The following is a 21,375-nucleotide window of genomic DNA, read 5'->3' as shown; positions in this document are numbered from 1 at the left end:
CTGGACTCTTGCCGCGGCAAACTCTCACCATCACGATGAGACATCGTGAAACTTTCATCCGTCGCGCCCGCCAGGCGGTGAGCCATCGCCCGCGAGGTCCCCAGCGGCCCGCTCACCAGCGGCGCGATGTCAGACTCCCGACTCCGGCGTCAACTCCGCATGCACTCGCGGTGCACCGCGGACGCCGCAGGACCCGACAAGGATCTCACGAACGACTTCAACAGGTTCGGCATCGGCGTTTTTCCGTACGGACGCGACCCGCCGAGCCGATCGTGACATCCGGAACGAGGTAACCCCAACACTCGTCAGGTGCATTATCCACGGCAAATTAACGGACCGACGAGTACGCTGTTTTCGGAGGAACGTTATCATGCGCAAAACAACTGGAGGCGCCCGTGGCGATGCCCGGAAAGGGCTCACGGCTCATCAGCGTCGACGGCACCGCCTTCCGCTGGCGCGTCCGGCACAAGCCCACCTACCACCAGGGCAACGGTTGGAGTCCCCTCACCGTCACCGTTGAGCGGGCCGAGGAGCCGGGGTGTGTTCTCGCGGTGTCGCTTCCTTGCGCCCGGCCGGACAACTGGCTCGGAGAACGGACGATCGCGGTCCGCCCCGCCCTCGTCACCGGATGCATCCGGCGGGCCGTCGAACAGGGATGGAACCCTGGCCAACGAGGCTCGGCATTCACCCTCAGCGTCACCGAGAACGAGCTGGCCGTGCTCCTGGGCGAACCGCCCCGGTACCTGATCCCCTTCCTCGTGACCGCGCTCCGGGGTCAGTAGCCGCGGCTCTCGGCCTTCCGGCGAATCACGGTCACAGCGTGGCGTCCTCCCAGTGCGGAGTATGCGATTCGATGTCCTCCGGCATGCGAATCCGCCCGTCCACGAGAACGAGTGGCGCGATCTCGATGCTCTCGTGGAAGCGCAGGTAGCCGACGAAGGATTCGACACCGTCGGCAGGTGCGCCGACCGAGCACCGGCCGAGCCAGTCCAGCAGTGTCCTGAGCCGGTAGAAGTCGTCGGGATGGAGTTCTTGGCGTACCGTCAGCGCCCAGCCGTCCGATCGCTCTCGCGCGACCAACTCGGCGACGAGCGCACCCCCTACCCGCCAGGCAGCGCCTCGCTGCGCGAACACGGGCTCCACATCCGCGTCTTCCCACTCGCAATCGGGGTCGTCGGGATCACCGAGTGGACAGGTTTCCACATATCGGTCAGAGCCGATCGGCAGCCGCTCAGGTCGTGGCCCCTGCCCCATGTGCCACCGCAGTTCGGCGAGCTCGTCGTCGGTCACGTCAGCACGAATGTTCACCGACAGCACGAGTTCGTAGATGTCCCCCATCGGCACACCGTACCGTCGCGACGCCCTGAGAGATCGTTCCGGGAGGAGTTAACACGGGACGAGACCATCGTCCGTTATCTGTGGCGTTCGCCTTGTCAGCGCCGGGAGAATCGGTAGTCTGCGGCAATGCCATTCGATCATCGATCAAGGCGACGGGAACACCGGTGTTCGCCGCGACCATGCACCTCCCGGAACAGAACGGGGCGAACGCCTGCGCGGGCGCGGGCTCCGCGGGCATCGCGAAATCCGGCATCCATATCGGCGCGGACGCCACGAACCCGATGAACGCGTCGACCATCCGCGTGATCGGGATCGACGCCAATCGCACGGACATCGCCCCGACGACGCTCGGCGGCTTCGGCATGACCGGTTACGGCACGAAGGCGACCTCCGGCTCCAGAAAGATCGACTACCTGTTCGTCAAGGGTGCCGTGCAACCGTCGAGCATCGGCCACACGGTGGGCGGCACGAAGTCGAACCATCTCGCGTTGTATGGATTCATCACGTTCTGAAGGCGTACCTGAGCGAACGGTCTCCTCTACCGACCGGTCAGTCATCGTGGTGCGGCGGGGCGGTGCTCTCCCGGATCGTCAGCGTGGTTGCCAGTTCGAGGCCGACCTGCTGCGTTTCCTCGCCGCGGCCAAGAGCGAGCGCCAACTCGGTGGCCGTAACGGCCATCTCGGTCAGTGGCTGGTGGACGGTGGTCAGCGGAGGGTCGACGAATGCGGCGACCGGCAGATCGTCGAAGCCGACCACGCTCAGGTCTCCGGGAATCCGCAATTCCAGCTCGCGAGCAGCCTGGTACACCCCGAGCGCCTGAAGGTCGTTGCAGGCGAAGACCGCCGTCGGCCGCTCCCTGCCTCCCAACAGTCTGATCGCCGCCTCACGGCCGTCCTCTCTCGTGAGTTCGGCACGTACGACGAGGCTGTCGTCCATCGACAGGCCCGCCGTCTCCAGGGCGGAGCGGTAGCCGTCGAGCCTGGCGCGGCAGCACAGGACACGGTCCGGGCCTGCGATCATCGCGATGCGCCGGTGGCCCAGTTCGATGAGATGCCGGGTGGCCGACCGTCCGCCGGCCCAGTTGGTCGCTCCGACGAAGGGGACACCGTCCGGTAGTTCGGTGGTGGGGTCGAAGACCACGAACGGAATGTCCTTGGCCCGCAATTGGTTCCGCTGTTCCTCCGACAGCTGGGCCACCGTCACGACGCATGCCGGGCGGCGGGCCAGGGTCTCGTCGATCGGATGTTCCGTGGAATCCTGGCGAGGGCCGAACTCCGTCAGCACGACACCTACTCGCTGCTCACGGGCCACCCGCTCGACTCCTCGGATGATCTCCAGGCCCCACATGTCCTCAAGCTCGCCGAAGACGAGCTCCATCATGTTCTTACGGTTACTCTTCCGATAGCCGTACTCGCTGATCAGCGCCTCTACTCGGGCACGGGTGTCAGCGGAGACACCGGCACGGCCATTGATGACCTTGGAGACCGTCGGAACGGACACTCCGGCGGTCTCCGCGATGTAGGAAATGGTCACGGGACGCGTGGGGTCGCCTGCGGGGTGCTCTCTGTCTGCGACCGGGCCGCCCGCCTCGGCGTACGACAACGTGGCCCCCTTCTTCGCTGTTTCGTTCTCGCCCGGTGAGCCGTCGCGGGCCTGGTCACGGCGCAAGGACAACCCGTCGGGTTTCGCTTGAACGGCGCCGTGCGTCCTCGTCGAGCGACTCGTGGTCGAACCAGTCGAACCGGACGGTGCCCGCCGCGGCGTAGAGACCTATCACGCGCCCGGTGAAGCCACCGGCGACCTCCGTCGACAGGTATCTGCCGTCGAGTTCGGCCAGCACGTCGAACCCGCCGTCTGTGTCTTCTATCCCGAAACGGAGCTTATCGGGTTCTTTCCGGGGATGCTGCTCCTCCTGCCGGGTGGCGATGATGTCGATTCGAAGCCGGACCGGCCCAGGGGACGTGTAACGGACGGCCGCGACGGTGCGAAGCGGGCCGATCCGCGCGATGACCCGCGTTTCTCCGTCCTCGGCTTCGATCTCGTAGTGATGGCGCTCGTCGAGGCGGACCGCGAGCCCGCCGCGTCCCTCGGCGGGGTCGATCAGAACGCGCGAGCGGCAGGACAGATGCTCCTGACGTCGGCCGACGAACGTGACGCCCGGACCGTCGAGCGAGACGTCGCGGGCATGCAGGGTGAGCCATCCAGGTCGTTCCGTCGTCGAGCAATCGCCGACCGGCCGCGAACGTACCGACATCCAACGAGGGTCCAGGACCTCCTCGTCGAAGTCGTCCCTCTGCGGCACGACGACGGGGTGCGGCGGCCAGGGCGGCGCCGCCATGAGGGGCGCGACCTCACCGACCACGGGCCATCCGTCGGCCCATGTCACCGGAACCAGGAAGGTCTCCCGGCCGAGCACGTGCCAACCCGGCGTCCCTCCGCGCGGGCGTACGCCCAGAAGCACCATCCACCACGACCCGTCAGGGGCCTGGACCAGGTCGGCGTGCCCGGTGTTCTGGATGGGAAGCGCAGTGCCCCGGTGGGTGAGGATGGGGTTGGCGGGGCACGGTTCGAAGGGCCCGTCGGGCGCGGGCCCACGCGCGATCGCCACGGCGTGGCCCCGCTCCGTCCCGCCTTCCGCGATCAGCAGGTACCAGTGCTCTCCGATGCGGTACAGGTGCGGAGCCTCGGGAGCCTGGGCACCGGGCGTGCCGGACCACAGCGGTCGCAGCGGGCCGAGATGGTGCCCGGTCTCCGGGTCGATGCGTACCTGCTGGATCCCGGCGAAAGTGCACCAGCACCGGCCCTCCTCATCCCAGGCGAGATCGGGATCGATACCGACCCCGGGCACGTGGACCGGATCCGACCACGGTCCCGCGGGGTCGATGCTGGAGAACAACATGGCACCGCCGTCAGGACCGACGTTGGTGGTGATCAACCAGAAGCGGCCATCGTGGTGCCGTAACGTCGGCGCGTAGATACCGCCCGACGACGGGGTGTCGGGCGGCAGGAACAACTGACTCGGCCGGTCCAGGGCGTTGCCGATCTGTACCCAGTGCACCAGATCCCGGCTGTGCAGGATCGGTACGCCGGGGAAGTACTCGAAGCTGGAACAGGCCAGGAAGTAGTCGTCGCCGACCCTGCAGATGCTCGGGTCCGGGTGCATGCCGGAGATCACCGGGTTGACGAACGTGCCGTCGGTCCAGAGGTCCGCCGCAGGTTTCCGCATGTTCACTCGCCAGCTCCTTCATCGGATGATCACCAGTCTGAAACATTCAGCGCATCACAGCCAGAAAATTTTCTTCGTTCCTCGCCCCTCGTCGCTGCGGGCGACCACCACGGCGGAGCCTATGAGGCTCTTGGCCTGCTCTTTTGTCCTCCAGATCAGTGCAGGGCCGGCCGCGTCCAACCTGGGCCTTCTCATCGAGCATGTCGCCCGGGGATAGACAGCACCACTCCACCTCCTTATTTAATGTTTTCGCTCAAACCGCCAGAAAGTTTCTCTCCAATCGGATGGAGCTCGCATGGTGGCCACCTTGAACTCCGGCGCTTCCGCCGACACCACCGCGCCGCCCACCGAGGCGATCAAGACGGCTGTCGTCGTCCTCAGCGTCGCGCCGCCCACCCGTTCGTCCAACGCCACTTCATCGAAGGAGTGCCGATCGGCGCCGTCAAAGGTTGACGCGCCCGAAGGAGGACAACCGTGAAACCGCACAGGTTACGAAGAGCCCGCTCACGGATCGGCGCGGCCCTCGCCACCGTGATCGCGTTGCTCACAGTGAGCACGATGACGGCTTTCAACGCCCAGGCCGCTGCCGGATGCCGCGTGGAGTACACGGTCTCGTCCCAATGGCAGGGCGGGTTCACCGCCAACGTGAACGTCACCAACCTCGGCGACCCGGTCAACACCTGGCGGCTCGCCTGGACGTTCCCATCGGGACAGCAGATCACCCAGGCATGGAACGCGACGACCACCTCGTCCGGGGCGCAGACAACCGCCGCGAACATGAGCTACAACGGGACCGTGGCGACCAACGCCTCGGTCTCCTTCGGCTTCAACGGTTCATGGTCGGGCAGCAACACCGCGCCCGCCACGTTCACCCTCAACGGCGTCACATGCTCGGGAAACGTCGGACCGTCTCCCAGTCCGTCCACGTCCCCGTCCACGTCGCCTTCGCCTTCGCCGTCGCCTTCGCCGAGCCCTTCCCCCTCGCCGACCCCGCAGCCGGGGAACGCGATGGCGACCGTGGCCGCGATGCAACCCGGCTGGAACCTGGGCAACACTCTCGACGCGATTCCCGACGAGACCGCCTGGGGCAATCCGCTGACGACCCAGACCCTGCTCCGGCACGTACGGTCCCAGGGGTACAAGAGCATCCGGTTGCCGATCACCTGGAGCAACCACCACGGCCCCGCACCGGACTACACCATCGACACCGCCTGGCTGAACCGCGTCCGTCAGATCGTCGACTGGTCGCTGGCCGAGGACTTCTACGTGATGATCAACCTCCACCACGACTCATGGCAGTGGATCAACGGCTACCCGGCCGACTCCACAACCGTGATGAATCGGTACAAGGCCCTGTGGCGGCAGATCTCCGGCACCTTCCGCAACCACTCGCCGAAGTTGGTGTTCGAGAGCATCAACGAGCCGCAGTTCGCGGGCACGTCCGGAGACGACCAGAGCGACCAGGTGACGAACACCTTCAACACGGAGTTCGTCCACCTCGTGCGGCAGTCGGGCGGAGGCAACGCCACCCGGCTTCTCGTGCTGCCCACCCTGCACACCAGTGGCGAGCAGGCTCGGCTGGACGCGTTGAACGCCACCATCACCGCGCTGCGTGATCCCAACCTGGCCGCGACGGTCCACTTCTACGGCTGGTGGCCGTTCAGCGTCAACATCGCGGGTGGCACCCGATATGACAGCAATGTCGAACAGGACCTCGTCGGTTCCTTCGACCGGGTACGGACCACATTCGTCTCCCGCGGAATCCCCGTGATCATCGGAGAGTGGGCACTCCTCAGCTGGGATCACACCCGGCCCGGCATCATCGAGCGGGGCGAGTTCCTGAAGTACCTGGAGGCGGTCGGATATCACGCCCGGATCCGGAACCTCACCACCATGGTCTGGGACGCGGGCCAGTTCCTGAACCGCGACGAACTGAAGTGGCGCGACCAAGGCGTCTACGACATGTTCAAGGCGAGCTGGACCACACGCTCGGGGACGGCCTCCTCCGATCAGGTGTACCTGCCACGGACCGGCACGATCACCAGCCGGACACTCACGCTCAACCCCAACGGCACCACGTTCCAGGGCCTGCGGCAGGGCGGCACCAACCTCGCCCAGGGCACCGACTACACCGTTTCCGGCAACACGCTCACCCTCACCGCCTCGGCCCTCACCCGGCTGGCCGGAAACCGCGCCTACGGCGTGAACTCCACCATCGAGGCCCGGTTCTCCCAGGGAGTGCCGTGGTCGATCAGCATCATCAGCTCCGACACACCGACCCAGTCCGCCGCCAGCGGCACGACCGGCTCGTTCACCATTCCCACCCAGTTCCGCGGAGACCAGCTCGCCACGATGGAGGCCAAGTACGCCGACGGCAGCCCCGCCGGCCCGGCCAACTGGACCACCTACAAGGAGTTCTGGCAGAGCTTCCAGCCCGACTACAACGCGAACAGCATCATCTTGAAGCCCGAGTTCTTCGCCGAGGTCAACGACGGCCGCATCACCCTGACCTTCCACTTCTGGAGTGGAAAGCAGCTCACGTACTACATCACCAAGTCCGGAAGCACCGTAACCGGCGCCACCACCTGACAGCGGTCCCTCAACAGCGGTAGAACAGGTACCGGTATCCATTTTCGACCTGAGATTGCTACAGGTACCGGTACCTGTAGCAATCTCAGAGCATCGAGACCTGATCTGTCATCGCGACCGACCTGCGGTGATCTCTCGAAGTGGCGGCCGCACCGGGACGTGACCGACCGCGATACCCCGGATTCAATAGTCGAGGCCTCCGGTGGACAACCTCTGACGGCCGGGCCGCGTCGAGGGGAATCGCGGTGGCGCGCCGGTGTGAGCCGTCGTCGCACTGTTCGTACTGGTGGTACCGGCGAGGGCGTTGGCCGATCACCGCCAAACGAGCGTGCCGGCGGCCCCGCGGAACGCGGGATCACCGCCAAGCGGCCGTGCCGGCGGCCCCACGGGAGGCGGGGCCGCCGGCACGGCATGTCATGCGAGGTGGTGGCGGGGATCGGTCAGCGACCCCAACCCGGCGTGGTGCCGCACTTGGCTTTCGCGTTGAGGCAGACCTTCACGAGCGCGCCGAGCGTCTCCGGCGTCCACGCGTTCATGAAGTCCCCGTGGATCGAGGACGGCAGGCCCGACGACAGCGCCAGGCCGTCACCGCCGAGAGAGTCGTAGCCGAGCATGAACGAGAGGTTGGGGACCGCGACCGGGTAGTCACCGGAGCACGTGCCGTTCTTGGCCGGCCCCATGTGCGACTTGTGGTCGGGCGAGTCGATGTGCTTGCCGTCCCAGCAATCCTGGAATGTCAGCTGGTAGATCAGGTTGCCGCCTGGGGCGCAGACGGGCCAGTTGCCGTCGGCGCTACGGCCGGTCTCCGCACTGCCGGCGCACCAGAACTGGCCGGAGGCACCCTTCGGCGTCGCCACCTGCCGCTTCGCGTCGCCCTGCACCACGCGCAGGCCAGGCGGGAACGGCACGACCTCCGACGGGTCCTTGAGCCGGGAGCCGTAGTACACGCGGAAGTTCTTCATCGGGACCGGCTTGCCGTTCTTCAGCAGGGTCGGTGCCCAGTAGGCGCTGTTGTCCCCAAGAGCGTCACAGGTCGTGGCGCTCTTGAGCAGGTCCTCCGTCGTGGTGTTCGCCGACACCTTCGGGCCGAAGAAGGTGTGCAGGTGGGAGGCGCCGACCAGGCCGGGCAGCACGATCGGGTCGTCCTTGGCCTCGTTGGCCACCGTGCAGTTGGTGTGGAACTCGGGGACCCTCACGATTCCCGCGGGGACCGCCTGGGGCGCGACCTTGTTGTAGATGTCCAGGGCCTTCTTCCACGCGGCCTGGTTCACCGGCACCCAGCCGGCGGCGGGCGCGGTGCTGGTCGGGGTGGCGCTGGACGTCGGCTTGGGCGTCGCGGTGATGGTCGGCTTCGGAGTCGAGGTCGGGTTCGTGGTGCCCGAGCCGGTGCCGAAGACCTGGAACTCCCACAGCGAGACGCCGTACTGGCTGGACCGCTTGGTCGCGTACAGCCGCACGAACCTGCCGGTGGCCGACAGGTTGATGGTCTGGACGCCGCCCTTGCCCGCCGTGGTGCTGTGCACCGTCTTCCAGGGGCCGTCACCGCCGGCGGCGGTCTGGATCTGGAACGCCGTCGCGTAGGCGTTCTCCCAGTTGATGACGATCTTCTTGATGGCGGTGGACCTGCCGAGGTCGACCGCGAGCCACTGTGGGTCGCTGAACTTGCTGCCCCAGCGGGTGCCGGCCTTGCCGTCGACGGCGGCCGCGGCCGACAGGTCACCGCGCTCCGCCGAGGAGGCGATGGCGGTACGGCCCTGCGAGAGGGGCACCTCGGCCGCGGCGGCCGGGGAGATGACGCTCACCATGGAGGCGCCCAGGAGGCTGACGAGAACACCGGCCAGCGACAGGCGGCGGACCTGGCGTACGACGGACGCGCGTCCGGCTCGGATGCCGCGCGAGGCGGTTGTGCTCATAGTGAATGAAGTCCTTGTCCTGTTGGGAAATCTCGGAGGGGACATCTGGCGGCGCTCGCATGTGCCGCCACAAAGGAGACCCTCAGGCCACGGGCGGATAACGAAAACCTCGGGAAAGCTCGAAACTTTTCTTGCCCGTCCCGTGCCCGGTCCGTCTTCCGCAAAGGCGCCTTGCGGGCGGTCATCGGCGTGCCGCCCGTAATGGCTTCGGCTGCCGGAATTCCCGCCCTGATCAAGGCGGGCATCCCGACGACGCGTGAGAACGGCTTCCACATGCTCCGCCATCACAATGAGATCACCGCAGGTCAGGAGCCCGGCAGCTCAGAACATCGAGATGTGGACGTGGTCGATGTGGTTGGCGGTGTTGCCGCCTCGGTTGGACATCATCTTCCATCCGGCGCCCGTGCGGACGTCGTAGTACTTCTGCTGCCAGATGATGTACATGACCCCGAGGCGGTTGCCGTTGTCGATGGCCCACTGGGCGAGGCGGTTGCCGCGCTCCAGAGCGTCCGCCGCGGGGACGCTGCCGCCGGAGCTCATCATGAAGTCGCAGGCCCGGCCGCTGCCGTGTTCGCCGGGGTCGCCGGGGCGCAGGCAGCCGTAGCCGTAGGGCATGGGGAAGTTCTGCAGCACGAGGTTGCGCATGGTGACCGTGCGGGGGGTCAGGCCGCCGTTGCCCGAGGGAGTCTGGAAACCGTACTTGGCCAGGAGTCTCTCGATCCTGACCCGCTGTCGCTTGAGGTCGGCGATGTCCTTCTTGAGCTTGGCGATCTTCGTGTCGGCGGACTTCTCCGCGGTCTTGGCCTTCTTGATGAGGTCCCTGACCCGGTTGAGCTGGCTGGCTCGGCGGCTGGCCAGGTGGGACATGGTGGCGGCCTGACTGAGGGCCTGGTTGGCGTCGCCCTGGAAGCTCAGCAGGCTGCCGTCGTCGAGGGCGCCGCCCATGTAGGCGGTCTGGGCGAAGCGCACGACGTCGGTCTCGGCCCTGGCCAGGGCGCGCCTGAGGCCCTTGGCGGTGGTCGTGGCCTTGCCGGCCTGGACCCGGGTCTCCTCCAGGCTCTGCACCTGACCGCGGTAACTCTTGTTGATCGCGGCGGCCTCTTGAGTGAGCCTCTTGAGCTCGGCCTCGGGGTTGGGCCTGGCGGTCCGGAGGGGCGCGGCTCCGGCGACGGCGGGCGACAGGAGCATCACGGTGAGTGTTACAGCCAATGCGGCTGCGCGAGTCGGCCTCACGCTTCGCTCACCTCCGGAGCACCCTCATAGACGGAGCGAAACTATAGAAGGCGATCTTGACGCTCGCCACCGGAACGAAGGAACTCGCGCACCATTGGTGAACTATATGCCTCTTTAGGGTGATTTAACCAAGCGCTGCAGGACATGCAACTCCCGTCACTCCGGTGAATCCTCGCACAGAACACACCACGCCATCCGCACCGGGAAGAGCCGGGAAGAGCACCACCAAGACCGCCACAAAGGCCGCCGCCAAGAACATCACGAAGAGCGCGGCGGGGAGTGTGACGAAGATCCGGCGAGGACCCGGCCAAGACGCCACGAGGACGCCGGAGACGTCCGGCGACTCTTGTCATCAGCGGTAGAACATGATTCGGTCTCAAACAGCGTCTCAAGCATCGGCAGGGCGCGTGGCGCCCTCCCCGGCGGATGAGACCATCCGAGAATCGCGACTCTGGCCCGCCCACCAGGAGGCAACACATCATGCGCCAGCACGACACGCTCTTCATCGGAGGCGACTGGGTGGCCCCCGCGGGAACCGGCGTCATCGACGTCGTCTCCCCTCACACCGAGGAGGTCGTCGGCCGGGTCCCCGACGGCACCCCCGCCGACATGGACCGGGCGGTGGCCGCCGCCCGTCAGGCGTTCGACCACGGCCCGTGGCCCCGGATGACGATGGCCGAGCGCGCGGCCGTCGTCGGCAGGCTCGCCGAGATCTACGCGGCCCGCCAGGGCGAGATCGCCGAGCTCATCACCCTGGAGATGGGCTCGCCGATCACCTTCTCCCAGCTGGCGCAGGCCCCGCAACCGCTCGGCATGCTCCAGTACTACGCCGAGCTGGGCAAGACCTTCCCCGTCGAGGAGGAGCGCCCAGGAACGTTCGGCAGCGTGACCGTCCGCCGCGAGCCGGTGGGCGTGGTCGCCGCGGTGGTCCCGTGGAACGTCCCGCAGTTCGTCATCATGATCAAGCTGGCCCCGGCCCTCGTCGCGGGATGCACGGTCGTGGTCAAGCCCGCGCCCGAGACCCCGCTCGACTCCTACCTGCTGGCCGAGATGATCAAAGAGGCGGGCATCCCCGACGGCGTCGTCAACATCGTCGCCGCCGGGCGCGAGACGAGCGAGTACCTGATCTCCCACCCCGACGTGGACAAGGTCGCCTTCACCGGCTCCACCGCCGCCGGACGGCGCATCGCGGCGATCTGCGGCGAGCAGCTCAAGCGGTGCACCCTGGAGCTGGGCGGCAAGTCCGCGGCGATCATCCTCGACGACTGCGACCTGCCCTCCGCGATGGGCTTCCTCTCGATCGCCTCGCTGATGAACAACGGCCAGGCGTGCGTCGCCCAGACCCGTATCCTCGCCTCGCGCAACCGCTACGACGAGGTCGTGGACGCGGTCTCGGCGATGGTGCGGGGCATGCCGGTCGGCGACCCGGCCGACCCGGCCACCGGCATCGGCCCGATGGTCGCCAAGCGACAGCAGGAGCGGGTCGAGAGCTACATCAGGATCGGCATCGACGAGGGCGCCAAGCCGGTCGTCGGCGGCCTGGAGCGTCCTTACGACCGCGGCTGGTACGTGGCGCCGACCGTCTTCGCGGGGGCCACCAACGAGATGCGCATCGCCCGCGAGGAGATCTTCGGGCCGGTCCTGGCCGTGATCCCGTACGAGGACGAGAAGGACGCGGTCCGCATCGCCAACGACAGCGACTACGGCCTGGCGGGGACGGTGTGGACCGCCGACACCGAGCGCGGCATGGACATCGCCCGCCAGGTGCGCACCGGCACCTACGGCGTGAACCTCTTCATGATCGAGAACAGCTCGCCCTTCGGCGGCTTCAAGGGCAGCGGCCTCGGCCGCGAACTGGGCCCGGAAGGGCTGTCCGCCTATCTGGAGTACAAGTCGATCGCCCGTCTGGGCTGAGGGGACCACTCCAGGTGTGCCCGTACGGCGCACACCTTTCCGCGGTTGCCGGGTCGGTTCGTTGACCACCCCCAGGTGTGCCCGTACGGCTCGCGACGAGCCGTACGGGCACACCGCCGGACGGCCGCCCAACGCACCCCCGCGACGCTGGGCGACCATCCGACTACGAGAAGTATGGCCTACGACGATCCCCGAACGATGATTCGGGTCCCGTGTACTTCTCACGGCGGATTCGATCCATCCGCTGTCGTGATAGACGTCTTTCAGCCGCGAAAGGTTCGGGAAACGACGGAAAGAGTTTGGCGGGCGATCTCGAACTCCTCGTCCGTGGGGATCACCGCGACCTTCACGGCCCCGCCGTCGGCGGAGATGAGCGTGTCGCCGCGGGCGTTTCGCACCGGGTCGACGGCGATGCCGAGCGCCCCGAGACCGGCGAGCGCCCGCTCCCTGACCAGGGTGGAGTTCTCGCCGACACCGCCGGTGAAGGCGATGACGTCGACCGTGCCGAGGACGGCGTAGTAGGCGCCGACGTACTTGCGGAGCCGGTGGCAGTAGACCGAGAGGGCCAGTTCGGCGTCGGGGTCCCCCGCGGCCACCCGCTCCGTCACCGCGCGCATGTCGTTGTCCCCGCACAGGCCGAGCATGCCGCTGCGACGGTTGAGCAGCGCGTCGATCTCGTCGAGGGACATGCCCGCCGTACGCGCCAGGTAGAGGACCACCGCCGGGTCCAGGTCGCCGCTGCGGGTCCCCATCACGAGCCCTTCGAGCGGGGTCATGCCCATGGACGTGTCCACGCACCGCCCTGCGGACACCGCCGAGGCGCTGGCCCCGTTGCCGAGGTGCAGGACGATCACGTTGGCCTCGGGCCCGCCGGCGAGGAGTGCGGCCTGTCGGGAGACGTACGCGTGTGAGGTGCCGTGGAAGCCGTAGCGCCGCACGCCCAGCCGCGCGGCCACCTCGCGGTCGATCGCGTACGTCGAGGCGGCCGGGGGGATCGTGGCGTGGAAGGCGGTGTCGAAGACGGCGACCTGCGGCAGGTCGGGGCGGAGCCGCCGGGCGATCTCGATGCCCGCCAGGTTCGCGGGGTTGTGCAGGGGCGCGAGCGGGATGAGCCGCTCGATCCCTCTCGCCACCTCGTCGGTGATGAGGGTGGGCCTGGTGAAGGCGGTCCCCCCGTGCGCCACCCGGTGCCCGATCGCGGTGAGTTCCGGCGAGTCGAGTCCCAGGCCTGTGGCGGACAGCCGTTCGGCGACGACCCTCAGCGCCGCCCGGTGGTCGGGTACCGGGGAGCCGGGCTCGCCGATGCGCTCCACCGTTCCCGAGGCGAGCCGCTCGGCGCCGGACAGGAGCCGGTACTTCAGCGAGGAGGACCCCGAGTTGAGGACGAGCACCCGGCCCGGCTCCCCGGCCCCGCCGTCCTCCCTCTCCAGGCCACTCCCCCGACCCGCGTCACCACCCACCACCGAACCACTCCCCTGAACCGCACCACTCCCTCGGAGCGCGTCACCCACCCGGCCCGCGTCACTCCTACGGCCGGCACCCCCGTCCAGGCCGGAGACCTCGGTCGTCCGCGCGACTCGTTCGCTCATTCGGTGACCTCCTGCGCCTGTACGGCGGTGATGGCGACGGTGCTCACGATGTCGGTGACCAGGGCTCCGCGCGACAGGTCGTTGACCGGCCTGCGCAGTCCCTGCAGGACGGGCCCGACCGCGACGGCTCCGGCCGAGCGCTGCACGGCCTTGTAGGTGTTGTTGCCGGTGTTCAGGTCCGGGAAGATCAGCACGGTCGCCCGGCCGGCGACTCGCGACCCGGGCAGCTTGGCGGCGGCGACCCTGGCGTCCACCGCCGCGTCGTACTGGATCGGCCCCTCGACCAGTAGGTCGGGTGCCCTTTCGGCGACCAGGGCGGTGGCGGCGCGGACCTTGTCGACGTCGGCGCCGCTGCCCGACTCTCCGGTGGAGTAGGAGAGCATCGCGATCCTCGGCTCGACGCCGAACCGCCTCGCCGTACGGGCCGAGGAGATCGCGATGTCGGCGAGCATCTCGGCGCCGGGGTCGGGATTGATCGCGCAGTCGCCGTAGACGAGCACCCGGTCGGCCAGGCACATGAAGAAGACCGAGGAGACGATCGAGGTGTCGGGCACCGTCTTGATGATCTGGAAGGCGGGCAGGATCGTGGCGGCCGTGGTGTGCGCGGCTCCGGAGACCATGCCGTGCACCATGCCCCGGTGCAGCATCATCGTGCCGAAGAAGTTGACGTCGGCGACGACGTCCATGGCCGGCTCGAAGGTCATCCCCTTGTGCGCCCTCAGCGCCGCGTACTCCTCGGCGAACGACTCCCGCAGCGGCGAGGTGAGCGGGTCGACGACGGTCACGCCGGACAGGTCGAGGCCGAGGTCGCCGATCCGCCGCCGCACCACGTCCTCCCTGCCGAGGAGGGTGAGGTCGACGATGCCGCGCCGCAGGAGGATGTCGGCCGCTCGCAGGATGCGGTCCTCCTCGCCCTCGGGCAGCACGATGTGGCGCCGGTCGGCCCGCGCCCGTTCCAGCAGGGTGTGCTCGAACATCATCGGGGTGACCCGTTCCGAGCGGGTCAGCTCGATCCTGTCGGCGAGACCGGTCGCGTCCACGTGCGCCTCGAAGTGGCCGAGGGCCGTCTCGATCTTGCGGGGGTTGTCCGCGGTCAGCCGCCCCTCCAGCTCGGCGAGGGTGGTCGCCACGGCGAAGCTGCCCTCCTTGGCCGCGAGCACCGGCACGCCGGGCGCGAGGCGGGCCGTGAGCTCCATCACGGCCTCGCTGGGCCGCTCCCCCACGGTGAGGACGACTCCGGCGGGTCTCGCCGTACCGGCCGCCTCGACGGCGAGCGAGACCAGCAGCAGGTCCGCGCGGTCGCCCGGTGTGATCACGAGTGCGCCGTCTACGAGGTGCTCAAGGAAGACCGGGAGCGTGGCCCCGCCGAAGACGAACCCGAGCACGTCGCGGAGCAGGCCGTCCTCGGCGCCCTGGATGAGCTCGGCGTCCACGGCCCGCATGACCTGCCCGACGGTCGGCGCCGACAGCGAGGGGTGCTCCGGCACGGCGTAGTGGGGCACCGGCAGGTCGCACTCGATGACCGTGCCCTCGGGCACCCGGTTGGCGATCACCGCGAGCACGGTGCAGCCCAGGTCGGAGAAGACCTGGTAGCCGGTGCGCATCTCCGTCGCGATCTCCTCGGCGTCGTCGCCGTGCGCGCCCACCACCACGATCATCGGGGCGCCGAACTCGGCGGCGAGGCGGGCGTTGAAGGCGAGCTCGCGCGGCAGGTCGTCGGTGTCGAAGAAGCTGCCGAGCACCAGCATGGCGTCGCACTCGCGCTCCAGGGTGTGGAAGCGGGCGACCAGGCGGCCGATGAGCTCCTCGGCGCCCCGCTCCGCGTAGATCTCCGCGGCCTCCTCCGCGCTCACCCCGGTCGCCGAGGCCGCGGGACGGTATCTGGCCCGAAGCAGTTCCATCACCCGGTCCTCGCCGCCACCGGTTATCGGCCGGAACACCCCCGTGCGGTCGGCCCGCCCGCTCAGCAGCTCCATCATGCCGAGCTCGACGATCTGTCTGCCGTCTCCCCGCCCAAGACCCGCAACGTAGATGCTTCGCATGCGTCCTGCCCCGTCCCCTCGCCGCTGCCCGCGCCGCCGTCCCGGGCCACTGCCCGCGCCGCTGCCCAGGCCACTACCCGCGGCCGTCGTCTCTGCCCGCTGTCGTCACGTCGCCTTCGTCACGTCGCCTTCGCCATACGGTCAATCCTCATGAGGATAGACATTCCGGGGGGCCGGAACGGGTCGCGGCCCATCTCCCGACGCGACGGACCAGGTCCGGTGTCGCCGCCGTCTCCGCGTGGCCGAAACCGGGTTCGATCCACAGTTCCTTCGGCTCGTTCGCGGCCTCGTAGATCTGGTACGCGTGGTCGAGGGGGAAGAACCGGTCCGCGTCGCCGTGCACGACCAGGAGCGGCACCGGTGAGATTTTCGCCGCCGCCTCGTACGGCGCCAGCGGGAGCGGGTCCCACACGCCCTTCATGATCCGGGTGCGCTTGCCCAACCGCGCGGCGAGCCGCCCGGCCGACCTCTCGATCGCCCAGTGCACCTGGCGCATCGGCCTGGTCCCCCGGTAGTACCACCGGGCGGGCGCGCTCACCGACACCACCGCCTCCACGCCGCCCAGCACCCCCGCGTGCCGTACGGCGACCGCCCCGCCCATGGAGAACCCGACGGTCACGACCCTGCGGTAGCCGATCGCCCGCGCGTGCCGTACCGCCGCCTCCACGTCGAAGATCTCCCTGTCTCCCACGGTCGACATGCCTCCGGAACGGCCGTGTCCCCTGAAGTCGAACGCCACCACCCCGCCGAACCCGCTGAGCACGTGGGCGATGCGGCGCGTGGCGCGTTCCCTGAGCGATCCGGTGAAGCCGTGGGCGAGGACGATCCCGAGATCGGCCGCGCCGCGAGAGGGGGTGTGGGCGGCGTCTATCCGCAGGTTGTCCCGGGTTCTGAGCATCGCGGGAAACGAGGGTGCGAGAGGCATGGATCCGAGCTTAGGCAGTGCCGGCCGCCCGGTCGCGCCCCGCCTGTCCCCCTTCCGCGCCCGTCCGTGCCCCGCCTGTCCCCCTTCCGCGCCCCGTCCGCGCCCCGCGCGCACCCCTTCCGCCCCCCGGTCACGACCGGTCCGCCCCCGTCACGGCCGGTCCGCCTCGGTCACCCCCGTCCGCGCCCCGGTCACCCCCCGGCCCGGTCGCCCCCTCGCCGTGGCAGGGCCAAGCCGCGATCCGCCGTACCTCCCGCAGCCCTCCGCCGGAGGGTCGGAGGGTGTCCTGCGGGTGAATTGACGCCCTTCATCTGCCGGACACGTGAGAGCGATTGTCCGGATCAACTAAAATAGGAGGGCCGCACAGTCCGCGGTCAGCCTCCACGATCACAGAGTGAGACTCCATCATGCCTTTGAACAGCCGCGACGACCTGCGGAACATCGCGATCATCGCGCACGTCGACCACGGCAAGACCACTCTCGTGGATGCCATGCTCTGGCAGTCGGGCGCCTTCCGCGTCAACCAGGACGTGGACGACCGCGTCATGGACTCCAACGACCTTGAGCGCGAGAAGGGGATCACCATTCTCGCGAAGAACACCGCCGTCAAGCACGGCGGCATGACGCTCAACATCATCGACACCCCCGGCCACGCCGACTTCGGCGGTGAGGTCGAGCGGGGCCTGTCCATGGTCGACGGTGTCGTGCTGCTCGTCGACGCCTCCGAGGGGCCGCTGCCGCAGACCCGGTTCGTGCTGCGCAAGGCGTTCGCCGCCAAGATGCCGGTCATCCTGTGCATCAACAAGGTCGACCGCCCCGACGCCCGGATCAAGGAGGTCGTGGACGAGGTCTACGAGCTCTTCATCGACCTGGACGCCACCGAGGAGCAGATCGACTTCCCGATCGTCTACGCCTCGGCCAAGGCCGGGCGCGCCTCGATCAACCGTCCCGAGGACGCGGCGATGCCGGACTCCGAGGACCTGGAGCCGCTGTTCGAGGTCATCAAGAACACGATCCCGGCCCCGGTGTACGACCCGACGGCCCCGCTGCAGGCACACGTCACCAACCTCGACGCCTCCTCCTACCTGGGCAGGATCGCGCTCTGCCGCATCCACCAGGGCACCATCAAGAAGGGCCAGCAGGTCGCCTGGTGCCGCACCGACGGCAGCATCCAGCGGGTGAAGATCACCGAGCTGCTGATGACCGACGCTCTGGAGCGCAAGCCCGCCGAGGAGGCGGGTCCCGGCGACATCATCGCGATCGCCGGCATCCCGGACATCATGATCGGCGAGACCCTCGCCGACCCCGAGGACCCGCGCCCGCTCCCCCTCATCACGGTCGACGAGCCCGCGATCTCCATGACCATCGGCACCAACACCTCTCCGCTGGTCGGCAGGGTCAAAGGCTCCAAGGTCACCGCCCGCATGGTCAAGGATCGGCTCGACAAGGAGCTCGTCGGCAACGTGTCGCTGCGCGTCCTGCCGACCGACCGCCCCGACGCGTGGGAGGTGCAGGGCCGTGGTGAGCTCGCGCTCGCCATCCTGGTCGAGCAGATGCGCCGCGAGGGCTACGAGCTCACCGTCGGCAAGCCGCAGGTCGTCACCAAGCTCATCGACGGCAAGGTCCACGAGCCGGTCGAGCGGGTGACCATCGACTGCCCGGAGGAATACCTCGGGGCGATCACGCAGCTGCTCGCCGTCCGCAAGGGCCGCATGGAGCACATGACCAACCACGGCACCGGCTGGATCCGCATGGAATTCGTGGTCCCGGCCCGCGGCCTGATCGGCTTCCGCACCGAGTTCCTCACCGAGACCCGCGGCACCGGCATCGTGAACCACGTCTTCGAGGACTACGAGCCGTGGTTCGGCGAGCTGCGCACCCGCAACAACGGCTCGCTCGTCGCCGACCGGCCGGGCCCGGTGACCCCGTTCGCCATGCTGAACCTGCAGGAGCGCGGTGTCCTGTTCGTCCAGCCGACCACCGAGGTCTACGAGGGCATGATCATCGGTGAGAACTCGCGCTCCGACGACATGGACGTGAACATCACCAAGGAGAAGAAGCTCACCAACATGCGCTCCTCGACGAGCGACACGACGGAGACGCTGATCCCGCCGCGTCAGCTCTCGCTGGAGCAGGCGCTGGAGTTCATCCGCGAGGACGAGTGCGTGGAGATCACGCCGGAGAACGTGCGCATCCGCAAGGTCGTCCTCGACGCCTCGACCCGCGCCCGCACCACCGCCCGCGCCAAGCGCGCCAACTGATCCTCACCGCTCACCACCCCCGTCCCGCCGGGCCCCGGCGGGACGGTCTCGTCTCGTACGACCTCCTCGTCGCGCTCGTCCGACGCGGCCTCGGGCGGCACGCCTCCGTACGGCCCGGTCACGCGCCGGACGGCCTCGCGCGGCACGGCTTTGCCCGATGAGACGGCGTGGTGCCCCCGGTTCCCGCCCTCACCTGGGGTAGGAAGCCTGTACTGGTCTCCCCGCCGCCTCGGGGAGCCCGGGACTCGTACGGGGGGATATCTCATGCTTCACAGAACCTGTCTCGCCCTGGCCGTCGCGCTTGGGACGACGGTGCCGGCTCCGGCCGCCCAGGCGACATCGCAGATGTCGCACATGTCACATATGTCGCAGATTTCACCGATGTCGTCGCCGAGGCCCCAGGCGTCGGCCAAAGCCGTCATCAAGAACACCGCGGGGAAGAACGTCGGTTCCCTGAGCATCGTCGAGCAGCCGGACGGCAAGTCCAAGCTGACGATCACCGTCGGCGGCCTGTCGGCCGGATACCACGGCTTCCACGTTCACATGAAGGGCGTCTGCGACCCGAAGTCGATCGACCCGGTCACCGGCAGCCCCTTCGCCAGCGCGGGCCCGCACTTCACCATCCCGCCGGTCAAGCACAGCAACCACTCCGGTGACCTGCCCAACCTCCTCGTCGCCGCCGACGGCACCGGTGCGGCGACCGTCGTGACCGATCGTTTCAAGGTGGGACAGCTCTTCGACGGCGACGGCAGTGCCATCGTCATCCACGCCCTGCCGGACAACCACTCCAACATTCCCGACCGCTACAGCCACCCGGCCGACCCGACCCCCGGCACCGGTCCGGACGCGGAAACCCTCAAGGCGGGAGACTCCGGCGGGCGCATCGCCTGCGGCGTGATCACCGGGAACCGGTGACTCCCAACCGCCTTCCAAGAGCGGCCGGGCAGGATCCCCGGTAGAAAGGGGGGATCGCCATGCAGGTCCTGACCGGCCGGATGCACCTGGCCCTGCTGCTCGCGTGGGTGGCCTTCACCGCGCTCGTGACACTGCTCACCTGACGTCTTCGTCCGGTACGGCTCCCGTGGGGAGAAGGAGCCATACCGGACCAACCCAAATCGGGCCCCCAAAGGCCTCGGGGAGGACTCCCCACGCCAAGGAACCGGTCGCGGAATCGCGCCCGGTACGACGACCGGGCGTCAGGGACTCTCGCGCGGCAGCTCGATGGCGATCGTCAGACCGCCCTCCTCCCGGGAGCTCGCGGTCACGGTGCCGCCGTGGGCCTCCGCGACGACCCTCACGATCGACAATCCCAGACCGCTGCCACGCTCGGAGCGCAGCCGGTCGCCGTGCAGCCGCCGGAACGGCTCGAAGATCGTCTCGATCTCGTAGTGCGGCACCGGCAACCCGGTGTTCGCCACCACCAACTCCACCCGGTCGGCGCGCGAGCGGGTGGAGACCCACACCTCGCCGTCGGCGTGGTTGTGCCGGATCGCGTTCTCCACAAGGTTCTGCACGAGCCTCTCGACCAGCACCGGCTCACCGGCGGTCGGCGCGGGGTCCAGCAACCGGTGGATGGTCACCTCGCGCTCTCCCGCCTCCTTGCCCGCCAGGTCGAGCACGTGCTCGACCACGTCGGCCAGGTCGAAGGGGCGGCGGTCGAGGACCGCCTGCTCGCCCTCGGTCAGGGCGAGCAGGCCGTCGATCAGCCTCTCGTGGCGGGCGTTGACCAGCAGCAGGGACTCGCCGAGCCGCTTGACGTCCTCCGTCGCGTCGGGCCGCCTGACCGCCACGTCCACCAGGGTGCGGTTGATGGTGAGCGGGGTGCGCAGCTCGTGGGAGGCGTTGGCGACGAAGCGCCGCTGACCGTCGAAGGAGCGGGCGAGGCGGCCGACGATGATGTCGACGATGTCGGCGAGCTCCTTGACCTCGTCGTCGCGCCCGGCGTAGGTGATGCGCCCGCTGAGATCATGGCTCTGGGCGATGTGCCGCGCGCTCGCGGTGACCTCCCTGACGGGGCGGAGCGCCCAGGTCGCGGCCCGCCAGCCGGTCACCGTCGCGATCCCGGCGCTCACGAACACCGCGAGGCCGCCCAGGGTGAGGACCTTGTTGATCGTGTCGGCCTGGTAGACGCGCCTCACCTGCGCGACGCGCTGCTCCGCCACCCGGTACTCGGAATGCTCCGGCCTGTAGTCGAAGGCCGCGACCCGGATGTACGCGGGATGCCGCAACCCGTCGCGGGGCTCCAGGCTCTGCCGTACGAGGAAGGCGAGCCCTCCGACCAGCATGACGCCGATGTAGAGGGTCACCGTGCCGCAGATGACGGCGAGCCGGAAACGAACGCTCAT

At 68.6% G+C, this 21,375-nt stretch carries 16 protein-coding genes; 7 read left to right on the top strand and 9 right to left on the bottom strand.

All coding sequences use genetic code 11. The annotated features are described in order from the left end of the window. Nucleotides 1–395 precede the first annotated feature (395 nt). Nucleotides 396–782, top strand: coding sequence for a hypothetical protein (locus tag ACIBH4_RS20910; protein ID WP_362508002.1), 387 nt, complete (start codon nt 396–398; stop codon nt 780–782). A 31-nt stretch (nt 783–813) separates the two neighbouring features. Here the strand turns inward: ACIBH4_RS20910 and ACIBH4_RS20905 are convergent, their stop codons facing one another. Beyond that, nucleotides 814–1,338, bottom strand: coding sequence for a hypothetical protein (locus tag ACIBH4_RS20905; protein ID WP_362507999.1), 525 nt, complete (start codon nt 1,336–1,338; stop codon nt 814–816). An 80-nt stretch (nt 1,339–1,418) separates the two neighbouring features. Between ACIBH4_RS20905 and ACIBH4_RS20900 the strand changes: the two genes are divergently transcribed. Continuing rightward, nucleotides 1,419–1,850, top strand: a complete 432-nt coding sequence (locus ACIBH4_RS20900) for a hypothetical protein (RefSeq protein WP_362765682.1) — start codon at nt 1,419–1,421, stop codon at nt 1,848–1,850. A gap of 37 nt (nt 1,851–1,887) precedes the next feature. Here ACIBH4_RS20900 and ACIBH4_RS20895 read toward each other — a convergent pair whose 3' ends face one another. Together ACIBH4_RS20895 and ACIBH4_RS20890 are read right to left on the bottom strand one after the other, a co-directional pair. Beyond that, complete coding sequence (locus ACIBH4_RS20895) at nt 1,888–3,012, bottom strand: LacI family DNA-binding transcriptional regulator (protein ID WP_362507993.1); 1,125 nt, start codon at nt 3,010–3,012, stop codon at nt 1,888–1,890. Then, nucleotides 2,996–4,564: a glycoside hydrolase family 43 protein gene (locus ACIBH4_RS20890; RefSeq protein WP_362765750.1), complete on the bottom strand. Its 1,569-nt coding sequence runs from the start codon at nt 4,562–4,564 to the stop codon at nt 2,996–2,998. The genes ACIBH4_RS20895 and ACIBH4_RS20890 overlap by 17 nt, the downstream gene beginning before the upstream one ends. Before the next feature lie 295 nt (nt 4,565–4,859). Here ACIBH4_RS20890 and ACIBH4_RS20885 point away from each other — a divergent pair, with 295 nt between their 5' ends. Beyond that, nucleotides 4,860–5,042: a hypothetical protein gene (locus ACIBH4_RS20885; RefSeq protein ID WP_362507990.1), complete on the top strand. Its 183-nt coding sequence runs from the start codon at nt 4,860–4,862 to the stop codon at nt 5,040–5,042. Next, nucleotides 5,039–7,153: a cellulase family glycosylhydrolase gene (locus ACIBH4_RS20880; protein WP_362765684.1), complete on the top strand. Its 2,115-nt coding sequence runs from the start codon at nt 5,039–5,041 to the stop codon at nt 7,151–7,153. The genes ACIBH4_RS20885 and ACIBH4_RS20880 overlap by 4 nt, the downstream gene beginning before the upstream one ends. 440 nt (nt 7,154–7,593) lie before the next feature. Here the strand turns inward: ACIBH4_RS20880 and ACIBH4_RS20875 are convergent, their stop codons facing one another. After that, nucleotides 7,594–9,066: a DUF1996 domain-containing protein gene (locus ACIBH4_RS20875; protein WP_362765686.1), complete on the bottom strand. Its 1,473-nt coding sequence runs from the start codon at nt 9,064–9,066 to the stop codon at nt 7,594–7,596. A 321-nt stretch (nt 9,067–9,387) separates the two neighbouring features. Beyond that, a complete protein-coding gene (locus ACIBH4_RS20870) occupies nt 9,388–10,254 on the bottom strand; it encodes a hypothetical protein (protein ID WP_362507981.1) in 867 nt (288 codons plus the stop codon). 525 nt (nt 10,255–10,779) lie between these two features. Between ACIBH4_RS20870 and ACIBH4_RS20865 the strand changes: the two genes are divergently transcribed. Beyond that, on the top strand, nt 10,780–12,213 hold the full coding sequence (locus tag ACIBH4_RS20865; RefSeq protein WP_362507978.1) for an aldehyde dehydrogenase: 1,434 nt from the start codon (nt 10,780–10,782) through the stop codon (nt 12,211–12,213). A gap of 263 nt (nt 12,214–12,476) precedes the next feature. Here the strand turns inward: ACIBH4_RS20865 and ACIBH4_RS20860 are convergent, their stop codons facing one another. The 3 genes from ACIBH4_RS20860 to ACIBH4_RS20850 all read right to left on the bottom strand — a co-directional run bounded on the left by ACIBH4_RS20860 (nt 12,477) and on the right by ACIBH4_RS20850 (nt 16,769). Beyond that, a complete protein-coding gene (locus ACIBH4_RS20860) occupies nt 12,477–13,802 on the bottom strand; it encodes an acetate kinase (protein WP_362507975.1) in 1,326 nt (441 codons plus the stop codon). After that, nucleotides 13,799–15,844 (bottom strand): phosphate acetyltransferase, encoded by a 2,046-nt coding sequence (gene pta / locus ACIBH4_RS20855; protein ID WP_362765689.1) that lies wholly within the window; start codon nt 15,842–15,844, stop codon nt 13,799–13,801. Before pta ends, ACIBH4_RS20860 begins: the two co-directional genes overlap by 4 nt. Before the next feature lie 148 nt (nt 15,845–15,992). Beyond that, a complete protein-coding gene (locus ACIBH4_RS20850) occupies nt 15,993–16,769 on the bottom strand; it encodes an alpha/beta fold hydrolase (protein ID WP_362507969.1) in 777 nt (258 codons plus the stop codon). 407 nt (nt 16,770–17,176) lie between these two features. Between ACIBH4_RS20850 and typA the strand changes: the two genes are divergently transcribed. Together typA and ACIBH4_RS20840 are read left to right on the top strand one after the other, a co-directional pair. After that, nucleotides 17,177–19,030 (top strand): translational GTPase TypA, encoded by a 1,854-nt coding sequence (typA, locus tag ACIBH4_RS20845; protein ID WP_362507967.1) that lies wholly within the window; start codon nt 17,177–17,179, stop codon nt 19,028–19,030. A 264-nt stretch (nt 19,031–19,294) separates the two neighbouring features. Continuing rightward, a complete protein-coding gene (locus tag ACIBH4_RS20840) occupies nt 19,295–19,945 on the top strand; it encodes a superoxide dismutase family protein (RefSeq protein ID WP_362765692.1) in 651 nt (216 codons plus the stop codon). 281 nt (nt 19,946–20,226) lie between these two features. Here the strand turns inward: ACIBH4_RS20840 and ACIBH4_RS20835 are convergent, their stop codons facing one another. Beyond that, complete coding sequence (locus tag ACIBH4_RS20835; RefSeq protein WP_362507961.1) at nt 20,227–21,375, bottom strand: HAMP domain-containing sensor histidine kinase; 1,149 nt, start codon at nt 21,373–21,375, stop codon at nt 20,227–20,229.

Source organism: Streptosporangium sp. NPDC050284, from assembly GCF_044459525.1.
Lineage (GTDB): Bacteria > Actinomycetota > Actinomycetes > Streptosporangiales > Streptosporangiaceae > Streptosporangium.
This window is presented reverse-complemented; position numbering and strand designations above follow the sequence as displayed.